This window comes from Adhaeribacter radiodurans, assembly GCF_014075995.1.
In the GTDB taxonomy this organism is placed as follows: domain Bacteria; phylum Bacteroidota; class Bacteroidia; order Cytophagales; family Hymenobacteraceae; genus Adhaeribacter; species Adhaeribacter radiodurans.
In genome coordinates, this window is record NZ_CP055153.1 from 4,317,044 (window position 1) to 4,329,676 (window position 12,633).

16 protein-coding genes and 1 tRNA gene are annotated in these 12,633 nt (G+C 39.0%); 8 read left to right on the forward strand and 9 right to left on the reverse strand.

Annotated features, from left to right (window positions below):
- Positions 1-30 precede the first annotated feature (30 nt).
- From HUW48_RS17230 to HUW48_RS17250, 5 genes are all read left to right on the forward strand, one after another.
- Positions 31-897, forward strand: a complete 867-nt coding sequence (locus HUW48_RS17230; RefSeq protein WP_182412124.1) for a VOC family protein — start codon at positions 31-33, stop codon at positions 895-897.
- 99 nt (positions 898-996) lie between these two features.
- Positions 997-1,068 (forward strand) — tRNA-Arg (locus tag HUW48_RS17235).
- 389 nt (positions 1,069-1,457) lie between these two features.
- Positions 1,458-1,796, forward strand: coding sequence for a PadR family transcriptional regulator (locus tag HUW48_RS17240; RefSeq protein ID WP_182412125.1), 339 nt, complete (start codon positions 1,458-1,460; stop codon positions 1,794-1,796).
- Positions 1,793-2,209, forward strand: coding sequence for a GldL-related protein (locus tag HUW48_RS26850; protein ID WP_220463943.1), 417 nt, complete (start codon positions 1,793-1,795; stop codon positions 2,207-2,209). Before HUW48_RS17240 ends, HUW48_RS26850 begins: the two co-directional genes overlap by 4 nt.
- Positions 2,210-2,509: 300 nt before the next feature.
- Entirely contained in the window at positions 2,510-3,160 is a 651-nt protein-coding gene (locus tag HUW48_RS17250; protein WP_182412126.1) for a hypothetical protein, read from the forward strand.
- A 200-nt stretch (positions 3,161-3,360) separates the two neighbouring features.
- On the opposite strand, the gene HUW48_RS17255 is transcribed toward HUW48_RS17250, so the two are convergent.
- From HUW48_RS17255 to HUW48_RS17265, 3 genes are all read right to left on the reverse strand, one after another.
- Entirely contained in the window at positions 3,361-3,906 is a 546-nt protein-coding gene (locus HUW48_RS17255) for an alpha/beta hydrolase (RefSeq protein WP_182412127.1), read from the reverse strand.
- Between the two features lie 30 nt (positions 3,907-3,936).
- Positions 3,937-4,092 (reverse strand): hypothetical protein, encoded by a 156-nt coding sequence (locus HUW48_RS17260; protein WP_182412128.1) that lies wholly within the window; start codon positions 4,090-4,092, stop codon positions 3,937-3,939.
- 295 nt (positions 4,093-4,387) lie between these two features.
- On the reverse strand, positions 4,388-4,669 hold the full coding sequence (locus HUW48_RS17265; RefSeq protein ID WP_182412129.1) for an antibiotic biosynthesis monooxygenase: 282 nt from the start codon (positions 4,667-4,669) through the stop codon (positions 4,388-4,390).
- A 588-nt stretch (positions 4,670-5,257) separates the two neighbouring features.
- On the opposite strand from HUW48_RS17265, the gene HUW48_RS17270 reads away from it, so the two are divergent.
- On the forward strand, positions 5,258-5,575 hold the full coding sequence (locus HUW48_RS17270) for a hypothetical protein (protein WP_182412130.1): 318 nt from the start codon (positions 5,258-5,260) through the stop codon (positions 5,573-5,575).
- A 515-nt stretch (positions 5,576-6,090) separates the two neighbouring features.
- Entirely contained in the window at positions 6,091-6,495 is a 405-nt protein-coding gene (locus HUW48_RS17275; protein WP_182412131.1) for a GreA/GreB family elongation factor, read from the forward strand.
- Positions 6,496-6,770: 275 nt separating this feature from the next.
- On the opposite strand, the gene HUW48_RS17280 is transcribed toward HUW48_RS17275, so the two are convergent.
- Both HUW48_RS17280 and HUW48_RS17285 read right to left on the reverse strand, forming a co-directional pair.
- On the reverse strand, positions 6,771-7,853 hold the full coding sequence (locus HUW48_RS17280; protein WP_182412132.1) for a calcium:proton antiporter: 1,083 nt from the start codon (positions 7,851-7,853) through the stop codon (positions 6,771-6,773).
- A 110-nt stretch (positions 7,854-7,963) separates the two neighbouring features.
- Positions 7,964-8,788, reverse strand: coding sequence for a universal stress protein (locus tag HUW48_RS17285; RefSeq protein ID WP_182412133.1), 825 nt, complete (start codon positions 8,786-8,788; stop codon positions 7,964-7,966).
- A 406-nt stretch (positions 8,789-9,194) separates the two neighbouring features.
- Here HUW48_RS17285 and HUW48_RS17290 point away from each other — a divergent pair, with 406 nt between their 5' ends.
- Complete coding sequence (locus tag HUW48_RS17290; protein ID WP_182412134.1) at positions 9,195-10,130, forward strand: TerC family protein; 936 nt, start codon at positions 9,195-9,197, stop codon at positions 10,128-10,130.
- Between the two features lie 76 nt (positions 10,131-10,206).
- On the opposite strand, the gene HUW48_RS17295 is transcribed toward HUW48_RS17290, so the two are convergent.
- The 4 genes from HUW48_RS17295 to HUW48_RS17310 form a co-directional block, all read right to left on the reverse strand.
- On the reverse strand, positions 10,207-11,229 hold the full coding sequence (locus HUW48_RS17295) for a rod shape-determining protein (protein WP_182412135.1): 1,023 nt from the start codon (positions 11,227-11,229) through the stop codon (positions 10,207-10,209).
- Positions 11,230-11,289: 60 nt separating this feature from the next.
- Positions 11,290-11,694 (reverse strand): nucleoside diphosphate kinase regulator, encoded by a 405-nt coding sequence (gene rnk, locus HUW48_RS17300; RefSeq protein WP_182412136.1) that lies wholly within the window; start codon positions 11,692-11,694, stop codon positions 11,290-11,292.
- A 116-nt stretch (positions 11,695-11,810) separates the two neighbouring features.
- Positions 11,811-12,215, reverse strand: coding sequence for a nucleoside diphosphate kinase regulator (rnk, locus tag HUW48_RS17305; RefSeq protein ID WP_182412137.1), 405 nt, complete (start codon positions 12,213-12,215; stop codon positions 11,811-11,813).
- 51 nt (positions 12,216-12,266) lie between these two features.
- Positions 12,267-12,416 (reverse strand): hypothetical protein, encoded by a 150-nt coding sequence (locus HUW48_RS17310; protein ID WP_182412138.1) that lies wholly within the window; start codon positions 12,414-12,416, stop codon positions 12,267-12,269.
- Positions 12,417-12,633: the final 217 nt, after the last annotated feature.

A 12,633-nucleotide genomic window follows, 5' to 3' on the forward strand; every position in this document is an offset into this window, starting at 1 on the left:
CTTAGTTTTACATTTAACTAACTTACTAATATGACTCCTTACCTGCTTCCTGCTGCAACGTACATTGCTCAGGTAACTTTGCGCACCCAACAGTTACCGGTACTTACCAGTTTTTACGAGCAGGTTATGGGGTTGCAGGTTATTGAACAAGAGTCTAATAAGATTCATTTATCAGCCAATGGTCAACATCCGGCTTTGCTGGTACTGGAACAAGACGATACGGCACCCCGTCAAAATCCGCAACAGCCAGGTTTATTTCACGTGGCTTACTTGGTATCGAGCCGCCTAGAGCTGGCTCGATGGTGGCAGCATTTTTCGCAAACTGGTTGGCCGGTGCAAGGTTTCGGCGATCATCGGGTAAGTGAAGCCATTTACCTCGCCGACCCCGATGGCAATGGCATCGAAATTTACGCCGATCGGCCGCGGTCAACCTGGCCTATCCAAAACGGGCAAGTACAAATGACCACGGAGCCAGTAGATATAGAAGGTTTGTTACGGGAAATACCTGTACCGGATAAACCCTGGTCGGGTATAGCGGCAGAAACGGGTATTGGTCACATTCATTTGCAGGTGAGTAATTTAAATCAGGCGCGGCAATTTTACCACCAATTATTAGGATTTGCTATCATGCAGGAGTCGTACCCGGGAGCTTTATTTGTAGCGGCTGGCGGCTATCACCACCATATTGGTTTAAATACCTGGCGTAGCCGCAATGCCGCTTCCCGCAACCCGGCAGCTACTGGCTTAGCTTCTTTTGTTATAAAAGTACCCGATGCTTCGGTTCTTACCGAACTCACTACCCATATGCAGCAAGCTTCCTTTCACCCCCAACTAATAACAGAAAATAGCATTCAGGTGCAGGACAAAGATGGCATTACCCTAATTTTAACGGCCTGAAAATAATTAAGCAATATTTTTAAAGGAAATAACCAGTAAGCGGCAATTTCATTTTTGTTCTTTCAAGATATTTTCTAATTTCGTGCCACCAATTCACCTGCTTCCGTAGTTCAATGGATAGAATGTTGGTTTCCGGTACCAATGATAGGGGTTCGAATCCCTTCGGGAGCACTGAAAAACCTCTTAGCAATGAGCTAAGGGGCTTTTTTATTTTATTCGGATATATTTAGGACCCCAATTAGTTTATATTATACTCCTTTTAGACGTAATATTTAGGTATTGTCGAAATGACAACTCGTTAGTTAAAAGGATTAATCATTCTGTAAGAGCACATATTATCATAGAATTTCCGATATCACACTACTATAAATATATGGTAAGGATCAGTAAATTTATCATAAAACTGATTATTAGACTCATTTAGAGATTTATCCATTTAGAGATTTGTGGTTACCATTCCCCTTATCTTTTCACTCGACTTTTATCCAACCTTTAAAGCTTACCTAAAAATAAATGAAATATTTTTTTGAATACATAATATGTTTATGCATATTTAAGTTATGTATTCAAAAGATTTAGTGAAAGGCACCCTGCAACCTATTATTCTCAAACTATTGGAAGAAAATAGAAGAATGTACGGCTATGAAATTACCCAGAAAGTCAAAGAACTGACCCAGGGAAAGATAGAGATCACGGAAGGAGCTTTGTATCCCAGCCTGCACAAACTAGAGGCCGATGGAATATTGCAGACCGAGGAAGAATATATTGGCAAAAGATTGCGTAAATATTATTCCTTAACCCAGAAAGGTGATTCGGTTGTGGCTCATAAAGTAAAAGAACTCACTGACTTTATCGCCACCATGAATATCCTTTTAAAACCTAAAACAACCGGGCAATGAAATTAACGAAAGACCAAATACTATTCATTGAACAAGACATTCGGGAAAGAGGAATAACTATGGAAAAACTAGCGGACAGTTTGCTCGACCATATCTGCTGTTCCATTGAGAGTGGCCCGGAAAGTGACTTTGCCACCGCCTATGCCCACTCCTTAACCTCCTTTGGAAAAGAAGGTATCCAGAAAATCCAACAGGAGATCAAGCTTCAGTTACTATTTAAAAAAGAAATAATGATGAAAAAGATGATGTATGTATTCGGATATATTGCCGCTTCTCTAGTCACTACCGGATTATTGTTCAAGTTGAACCACTGGCCTGGCGCCACCATCCTGCTGGTGCTGGGAATTGCCTTGCTGAACCTGGGGTTTTTACCACTGTACTTCTACGAACGCTACAAAATGGCCACCAGCTAAGCGCCCTTAATTATTCTCCTCTTACCTTAATGGAGGCAAGAGTGAATCTCAGCCTGTTCGGGTAAACCTACTTTGTGCTTTAACTCTCTTCTCCATCTAAGCAAAATAGACTGGAAAGACTTTCTATTGTCTTTGATTTTAAAATACCAGTAAAGAATACACTGGACAAGAAGACCTTATTACACGTCATCGTTCCCGTTCTGCTTCTCTTTTTACCAGTCCAGTACTTATATTATACTCCCTAATATCATGAAGGCTAAGGCTATCCAAAGTGCACTTTCCCTAATTAAAATCCTTACAATGCTGCCAATAACTTGGATACTAAGTATTCCGGTCCTGGGACAGGAGCGCCAATACCGCGACCCCCTCCAACCAGAAAAGGGACATTGGCAAATTCAAACGAATCCTGCTGCAAATACGACAGTTATTCAATTTTTTGACGGTCAAAACCAGCAGATATACCAGGAAAAGATGACTGGCAAATACATTCGGTTGACGGATCGGAACATCGCCAAAATCAATCAGCTATTTGACCAGATTGCGAGTAAAACGATAGTCCTGGCCCAAGTGGAATCAGAACCGCTCAGTTCCCCTGCTTTCCGGAAACTGGCTTTTCAAAATAACAAAAAACAAAGCTGGCGGGAAAATGAAAGCAGTGCTTCCCCACTGAATGTAGCTGCCAGCTTAAAAGTACACGCCTTTCAGATTTATAATACGGATAAAGTGGAGTTGAATTTTCGGAACCCTGATCAGAAAAGAGTGATTATACAGGTATTCACCCAGGATAGGTACTCCATTTACAAGGAGATCACCAGGGAAATAGATTACAAGCGTAGTTTTGATTTTACAGCAATAGGATACGGGAAGTATAAATTAGTGGTTTCTCCGCTGAAAGGAAGGCCAAGATTTATGAAACAAATAGAAATAAAACCTGGTAGGCAGCTTCTTTAAAATAAGCAGGCGGATGCTCTATTAGCCGATTAAAAAAAGAATAAAAATAGGGAGGAGAGAAGCGTCAAAGATCCAGATTAAAAAAACGCAAAAATTAGCCCGCATAATTAGTAAGCCGGAATCAAGATTGATAAGGTAACTCATATTTTACTTTATCCGGTCCGTTCGGCCTATTATTAAGCTATTACAAGCATCTTATTTTATAATGATTTAATATCAGCCGCTACCCGCGACAAATCATGATTAAACTGATGCCCGCCACTTTCAATGGAACGCGCCGCCGCCTGCGGCAAAAGCTGCTGGTAGCGGGCTAGCTGCTCAAAGGGAACCACATCGTCATCCCGGCAATGGTAAAGAAAAGCGGTTATTTTATCTGGTAGTTTACCGGGAAAATCATCTGGTAGTTTTAAGCCCTGCACCCAATTTTCATCTCCGCTCCAAAAAGGAGTGGCCAAAAGAAAAATCCCGGCAATGTTTTTAGGAGCTTGTTTTTCAGACAAGTATTTGAGGAGCATGGAAGCGCCCAGCGAGTGCGCCACCAGAATAATTTGGTTCGGTAAAAGCATTATTTCCTGATGGATTTGCTGTAGCCAACCAAAATCTGGTAACGCTTTATTGGAGGGCATCCGCGGATAGTGCACCTGGTAAGTTGCTCCCAATGCTGTTTGTAAAGACACTACTAACAGGGCATCTTCTTCATATCCTTCGTCCCCGCCACCTTGAATAAATAGTACCTGTTGCTTCATCTCGGAATAGTTTATTAAACTAAAAAGTTTCTAAAAAGATTTTTCAAATTGATTATGCACGGTACAAATCTCGGCAACAAAAATGAAATAATGGTGGGGTAGATGCGACAAGCTTCGGGGTAGAATGCGTAAAATGTAGTTCACCCGACGTTGATAAATAGTAATAGATTGAATATTTATTTGCATAAGCGGGCAGAAGGAAAGGTAATAGCTTACTCTGTTTCTTATAAATGTACCAGAATAGGCGTTTAGAATAGTTCCGCTCCAAAGACTGGAAAAGCAGTTTTTTAAAATTAAGGTAATATGTTAAATTTGGGCTATATTATGGTTTTGTACAATTAAGAAGCAGAAACAGTTAGGCCTTTTTTCGTTGCTGGATTATTACCAGAGTAGTGCCCACCTCCGAGAATTATTCCTGCTATATTCTCCTGAATTCTAGCCTTCCAGATATTTATACCTTGTTGCAGGAAGGTTTTTATTACTATAACGTCCCTTTTTCAATTTCTTCCAAATAAATAAAATCGGGTGATTGCACGCCTGCGTCTATTCTTATTTGCACCAATTTTGGTGATTCAAAAAATTGTTTGGCATTATCCAAAGAATTCCACTCTGAAAAGTGTACAATTTTTTCTGCATTATTATCATATTTCAAAACCTGATAAGAAATTTCACCTGCCTCTTTTCTGATAACAGAGGCGTCATCAAATATTTTTTTCCATTCTTGATAGTTTTTTACTTCGTGGATGATTAATACGTATTTCATTTTTACTAATTCTAAGTTAACAATTAATTCTAGTTAGATATACCAATAAGTATTTAGTAAAATAAGCCTAATACATCAATTCTCAACTATTAAGATTTATTTGGTAGATGTGTACTTACACTTTCAGGAAACGTTCTTGGCTTTGCGATGGCTTAGCTGCCGTGAAGCCAAGAACGTTGCCTGATGATTTTTCATTTTCCACCTTTTTAATCTAGCTGCTTTTGGGCTAATCAGATTTGTTTATTTGAATCCTCAAATGGAACAATGTATGCTTTTATTTTAGAGCCCATAGGGTTATACAATTCTGCCCTATATTTTTCTGGAGTTAAATCCTTTATTACTATAATTTCTAATAAGGAAAGAAATTCCACTCCTAAGAACTAGTCCGTATAATACGATTATGGCTATAAATCTTGAATTTTTATCCGGTTATAGTCAATTAAAATTTTCATTGAAATGGATAGTTAGTTTAAAAACTATATTATAATAATTTAAATAATAAGACTTATCCATTTAAATTATTATAAATTTATGTCCACAAGAAGCATATTAAATAATAATTTTCTATTTGCTTCGTTTTTATTTTAAGTGCTTCGGTTTAAAAACTATATCGCCTTTTTTCTCTTGCTGTTGTTTGTGCGGGTATTAGCTCCGGAAACAACCGTATTGGCGTTTCATTCGCACGAGCATACCGAAGATTCGCAGGGGCTTGGCTGTAAATTTGAAAAAAAACACCAACACTGCCATATTCATGATCTTTTTAATGCCCCTTTTGCGCCAGCGCAAACCATTGCTATAAAAGTAATAACTCCTACTTTTACTGATGCTTACGCCACTAATTGTTCCTTCGTCTGGAAATATGCTTTTCCCAATAATTGCGACTTACGTGGTCCTCCTATAGTTTAGGATACTTTTTATATCTACAGCAACTTTTTGTAAGGTAGCATTATTTGATTTGTTAGGCAGTTGCTTATCTAAGAAAGAGGATATTTATATCCGGAAACCTTTGTTTACTACTGCATTGATTTACTTATAATGTTTTTCCTGAATAACTTATACCCAACAGTACTAAGGAATTTAACAATAAAGCCACTGCTAAAAAACCAATATAGGATTTTATAACTGATACGCATAATGGCAATTGTCTTTCTTTATTCTCTGTTCCTGAAGACTTTTATAGATAAGCCGGAAGTATCCGGCAAATAAGTAGCACCTGGTTTTTTCTAACTTGTCCTGTTATCATTTTTGTTGGAATAAGATCTTGAAAACTTTTGCTTTTATCTATATAAATTTTTAGAAATTAATCCTTTTCCAAGTAAGTGCAGCCTAAATTAAGGTTAGCACGCCAGCTTTTAAATTAATAACTGTTTTAACAGTAATATAAATATTTGAAGCTTAACCACCATATAAACTATGCTCTTATGGATTCTATATATTTAACAGAAGAAGATTATCGGCAATTAATTAAACTGACTCAGGTGAAAAAGCACCAACAGGATTTTTCACCCTCTATTAATCGGTTAAAACAAGAATTAAAGCGTGCGCTGGTTCAGCCAGTTGAAACCATTCCACCAGAAATTGTAACGATGAACTCGCGGGTGCGGGTAATAGAGCTAAAAAGTAGCAGTGAAATGACAATAACCATTGTTTATCCGGAGCAGGCTGATTTTAATGCTGGTAAAATATCAATTCTTTCTCCCTTAGGTACGGCTATTTTAGGCCGTCGGGAAGGCGATGAAGTAATATGGACAGCACCCTATTGCAAATTTATTTACCGGATTGAAGAAGTACTGTATCAACCGGAAGCAGCTGGCTTGCTCACCTGAGTTGTTGGGCAACTTAAATAAATTATCGAAAAATATATTACTATTTTCTTAATAGACAGGGCCCGTTTACTCACAAAATTTTAGGCCAATAAGTTATACTCCTCTCCCTGCACTATAGTAAAACTCAGATGCAGTTAATAGGAATTCGTTTTCTATTGTTTGTTTTTGTTGAGCAAGGTGGCGGCAAAGCTGCCATCCTGTTTTCCCGTCGATCAAGCTTATCCCGGCATTTGGTTTTAAATAGAAAACCCAAAAGGCAATCCAACATACCTTACTTAAGGAACAATAGTGGTAAACAGGTAGACCGCAAAAATGACTAAAAGCACAATACCATGCAAAATATTAGTGCGTCCAGTAGAAAGCGATATAATAATAGTAAATAAGGAGAGAAATAAGAGTACCGTTGATTTCACGTCGATGCCCAAGGTAATAGTTAAGCCCGTAAATGCTGATAGAACCGCTACCGCCGGAATAGTTAGTCCAATGCTGGCTAAGGCTGAGCCAAGGGCTAAGTTAAGGCTCGTTTGCAAACGATTATTCTTGGCTGCCCGCCAAGCGGCCAAAGCTTCGGGCAATAATACTACCCCTGCTATTATAACACCCACCAAAGAATTAGGTGCCCCAATACTAACAACCCCTGCTTCGATAGTGGGAGCCAATGCTTTTGCGAGTAATACCACTGCACCTAAACAAGCTATTAGAAATGTAAAACTTATAGCAGCAACTTTATTAGTTGGAGGAGCCGCGTGAGCGTCTTCGTCACTGGCCGCATCCGGCGGCAAAAAGAAATCTCGGTGCCTGACGGTTTGCACAAGCACAAAAGTGCCGTACAGAATCAAAGAAACTATTGCAATGAATCCTTGTTGCAGGTAATTGAATACCGGACCAGCAATACTGGTAGTGTAATTAGGCAAAATTAAGGTTAGAGTTAAAATAGCCATTAACGTAACCAGCGCGGCACTTACCCCCTGCACGCCAAATACCTGTTCCTTAAACCGCGCTCCTCCTGATAACAGGCATAAACCAACAATTCCGGTCAGAATAATCATAACAGCAGCAAATACCGTGTCTCGGGCAAGAGCGGTAGTTTCGGGGCCACCTGCCAGCATTAAAGAAACAATTAGGGATACTTCGATAAAGGTAACCGCAATAGCAAGTACTAAGGTACCAAAAGGTTCACCTACCCGGTGCGCCACTACTTCTGCATGATACACGGCTGCTAATACGCCTCCCACTAAAGCTATAGCAAGAATTACAGTATAAATGGCTCCCCACTCAAGGGCTATTCCGGCATAAGCTAACCAGGCAAAAATAGGGGCTATAATAGCCCAGAGAGGCAGTGATCCTTTAATATTCATTCGAATAAATTCTTTTTTAGTTAAGGCTTGTTTCTTTCTATGAAAATTACCCTTTATATAACTCAACTTTTTAGTAAATACGTTACCAGTTTACTATCCTACAAGGTTTATTAACCTTCAGGTAAGGCCAGAAGGGGCAAAGTAGAATTATAAACCAGTTCTTTACTAATGCTGCTTTGAAAAAAAACTTCAAAAAAATCCTTTTTATGAATCGGCACTGCTAACACATTTACCTGATTATCCTGCACAAGTTTATGAATACTGGTAACAGTATCAGCTTCATTTACCTGAATGAGGTTAACATTTAAGAGTTCTTTAGTTAAATTTTGCAGAGTTTGTTCATTAGCCTCCCCATTTTGGTGGGAACTGTTGTTAATATTTAAGATGGAAACCTGGGCAGAAATAGAGTCGGTAAATCTGAAAAGTTGTTGCAGGAATATGGTTTCATCTGTTTCAAAATCGGACACGTAGGCAATGTGGTTAATGTTGGAATAGTGAGTAGTGGAAGGAATAACCAGCACGGGACAAACTGTTACTTTAATAAATTCGAATGTATTTGTACCAATCATTTTATCCAGAAAATTGGTGGCACCTTTAGTTCCCATTATTACTAAATCCACGTTGTTAGATAAAATGAATTGATTCAGGCCCACCTGAAAAGAACCATGCTTATATTGATCGATAACCGCCACTTCACAGTCTATATTTTTTTTCGACCGCAACTTATCGGCAATTTTATTTAATTTTAAATAATATGGTATATCTGTTTTCTCAGTAAGACTAACTAATTTGCCACTTCTAGCTGGTATAATTATAATATTTACCACGTGCACAATAATTAATTTACTATTCATTTGGCTTGCTAAAGAGGCAGCATAGTGGAGCGCATTCTGAGCATTTTTAGAAAAGTCAGTGGGGACCAGAAACGTTTTCATAGGATTTGGTTTTAGTAGGAATATTAATTTTTTCCGGAGGAAGAGTAGCTTTTATACGCGAATCATTTTTATACAATCATAAATTTTAATCCTTAATTTACTTTTATTGATAAACTATAGCGATAAAAATTGCACCGAGAACACAAAAGGTGCCGCATTCGGCTTAACTTCAAAGGCTTAACCTTAACCTGCTTGCATGATTAAATTGAGACAGGTTATTGTGTATCAACTGGTTTTACATTAACAGAAACTCTGCTGCTGTTAAACCGTTAAACATAGATTAAAATGGCGCTAAGAGGCATACTTAACCTGGTTTCCCTCATCCAACAGGTTTTCTCTCCTACCGCTTTAGTTTGTTTACCCACTCTTATTTCATTTGTAATAATAACCTTTAAAATTTAAAAGGATGGAAGTTAATTATTCGTTTTGGATTGGATATAATGTTTTTGTACTTCTGATGTTAGCTTTGGATTTGGGGGTTTTCAATCGCAAAGCGCACGTCGTGTCGGTTAAAGAAGCGTTAACCTGGTCCGGCGTTTGGATTTGCCTTTCCTTAATTTTTAATGGCCTTATTTATTATTGGTTTGGCGAGCATAAAGCAATTGAATTTTTAACCGGCTACGTGATAGAAAAGGCACTCAGTGTTGATAATATTTTCGTTTTTGTATTAGTATTTAATTATTTTCAAATACCCGCTATTTATCAACATAAGGTTTTATTTTGGGGCATTCTGGGTGCCCTGCTCATGCGCGTGATTTTTATTTTTGCCGGCGTAGCCTTAATCGAAAAATTTCATTGGACGATTTACCTTTTTGGTGTTTTTCTGGTGTATACCGGTTACAAAATGTTTACGGATAAGGATAAAAAAATGGAGCCGGAGAAAAACCCCATTATTAAATTTTCCCGAAGAATAATGCCGATCACCAATCAATTAGAAGGAGATAAGTTTTTTGTAACGCAACAAGGAAAGGTTTATGCAACTCCCCTATTCCTGGTTCTCATTCTGATTGAGGCAACCGACCTAATTTTTGCGGTGGATAGTATTCCTGCTATATTAGCCATTACCCAAGATCAGTTTATTGTTTATACGTCCAATGTTTTTGCCATTCTTGGCCTTCGTTCTCTTTATTTTGCTCTCGCCCATGTTATTCATCGTTTTATTTATCTTTCAACTGGCTTAGCCGTTATTTTAATATTTGTAGGTCTAAAGATGGTACTAATTGATGTCTTTAAGATTCCGACTTTTATTTCTTTAATCGTTATTGGATTTATTATTACTATTAGTATTGTATTTTCATTACTTAAAACCAAGGACACGAATGAGCCTATGGAAAGTAAATAACAATGAAGGCTTCGTTTAATAGTTTTTAAGCAGTAATCCTAAACTATATCAGGGGTTTGCTTATGGGATGCTCAACTTAGCGCATCAAGAAACGGTACTGTCCAATATTCTTGAGTGCTATACCTGTACCGCGCACTACGGCCCGTAGCGGATCATCTACTACGTGCGTGGGTAATTTTGTTTTAGAAGAAATTCTTTGAGCTAATCCCCGCAACAGAGCGCCTCCACCCGAAAGAAAAATACCTGACTGATGAATATCCGCCGAAAGCTCCGGGGGAGTAATTTCTAAAGTTGCAAGAATGGCATCTTCAATCTTAGCCAAAGACCTATCCAGGCAGTGCGCAATGCCTGAATAGGATACTTGAACTTGTTTAGGAAGACCAGATATCAGGTCACGGCCGCGAATGGCAAAATCAGCGGGTGGTTGCGACAATTCCGTTAAAGCAGCACCTACGGCTAATTTTATTTTTTCAGCCGTTGGTAACCCAATCAGTAAGTTGTGTTGTTGGCGCATGTAATCTACAATCTCCGCATCAAAATCATCGCCGGCTACCCGAATAGACTGGTCGCATACAATTCCGCTTAGAGCCAGCACCGCAATCTCGGTGGTACCGCCCCCGATATCTATAATCATGTGCCCCGTAGAACCTTGTACATCCAAACCAATACCTACCGCCGCCGCAATGGGTTCATGAATGAGATACACTTCTCTGGCACCTAAAATTTCTGCCGAATCGCGGATAGCTCTTTTTTCTACTTCGGTTATACCGCAGGGAACACAAATTACCATCCGGAAAGAAGGAAATAAAGGCTTTTTGCTTTTATTAATCAATTGCAGCATGCCTTTAAGCATGTGCTCGGCCGCATGAAAATCAGCTATTACGCCGTCTTTTAACGGGCGAACGATGCGAATATCCTCATGCACTTTGCCTTCCATTTGCATGGCTTTGCGGCCAATGGCCAGCACCTTGCCGGAACTGCGGTTAAAGGCCACAATAGATGGTTCATCTACTACAATTTTATCTTCGTGCAGGATCAAAAAGTTAGCGGTGCCTAAATCAATGGCAATTTCCTGCGTGAAATAATTAAAAATACCCATTAAGTGTGTTCCTGTAATACGCTGCTGTTAAATTATACTTCCCACCTCCCCGTAAAAGCGTTATAGGTCTAAGTCGCCACCGGCTTCGGGTTGGTAAATAAGTTCTTCTATTTTATAGGTAACCGTTCCTTGGGGTAGCAACCAATCTATTTCATCGCCTACTTTACAGCCCAGCACGGCGGTTCCTACCGGCGCTAGCACCGAAATTCTGCCTTTAGGTAAGTGTGCATCTTTGGGGTACACGATCTTTATCTCCATTTCTTCTGAATTTTTCAATTCTTTTATACGCACCCGCGAATTCATGGTAATAATGTCTTTTTGAATTTGCTCCGACGCAATTACTTTGGCTCTTTTTAATACAGTGCTCAAAGCTTTAATAATTTGCGGTCCGCGAGTAATATGAACCAGTTGCACCAAACTTTGCAACCGCAGATAATCCCGATCTGTTATATATATATTGTTCATGATTTTAAGTAGTTAATAAGTGATTTTCACGGGTCGTTTTGCTGGTGGAGTAGGCAAATATTCCTCATGATTGTTTTTTTTAATTTTTATAATTTTGGCTGCTACAAATGGTAATGCTAGAGATGAAAATCGCCCTGCGCTTCCGGCTGGTAAATAATTTCTTCTATTTTGTAAGTGGCCGGTCCCTGGGGCAGATGCCATTCAATTTTGTCGCCTACCTGGCAACCTAGTACTGCCGTACCCACTGGTGCTAGAACCGAAATTTTACGGTCAGATAAATTCGCTTCTTTGGGATACACAATGGTTACCACCATTTCGGCTTTGCTTTTGAGTTCTTTTAGCCGGACCGTTGAATTCATAGTAATAACATTTACCGGAATTTCTTCGGAAGCTACTATTTTGGCCCGTTTTAATTCTCGACACAAGACCTGGGTGGCCTGGTTGCCGTAAATATGGCTTTGGTGTTGTACCAGGTTATGCAGGCGTTGGTAATCTTTTTCGGTTAAATATATCGTGTTCATGACTTTAAGTATTTAGTTATTTATTTGATTTTATGCTATTACTGACAGCTTTCAAGTGAATAAAAATTCACTCTCCGGGGATGGGGTATTAAAATAAATTACCGGTTTGGCTCCGCCATTTAAGGAAGAAACAGCCACTACGGCAAACAAGAATATAAACGCATGGGCAAAAACCTGCCATCCGCTAATTTTGGTAGCCATAAGAATATTATTTATAAAAAGTGAAACAAAAAACCAGTACTAAACAAGGATACCGGAGCGAGCAATTTACTGCCACTCTTTTCTCAGGTTCATCCCGATGTACCGTATTGCCGGAAGCATCCGGCTTCCGGCTTAAAAAATAAAAGCCTTCGGAGAAGTATAAAAATGTAGGCAATAACCGTTCAGCACATCACTTAACGAAAGGTGATGCGAGGCT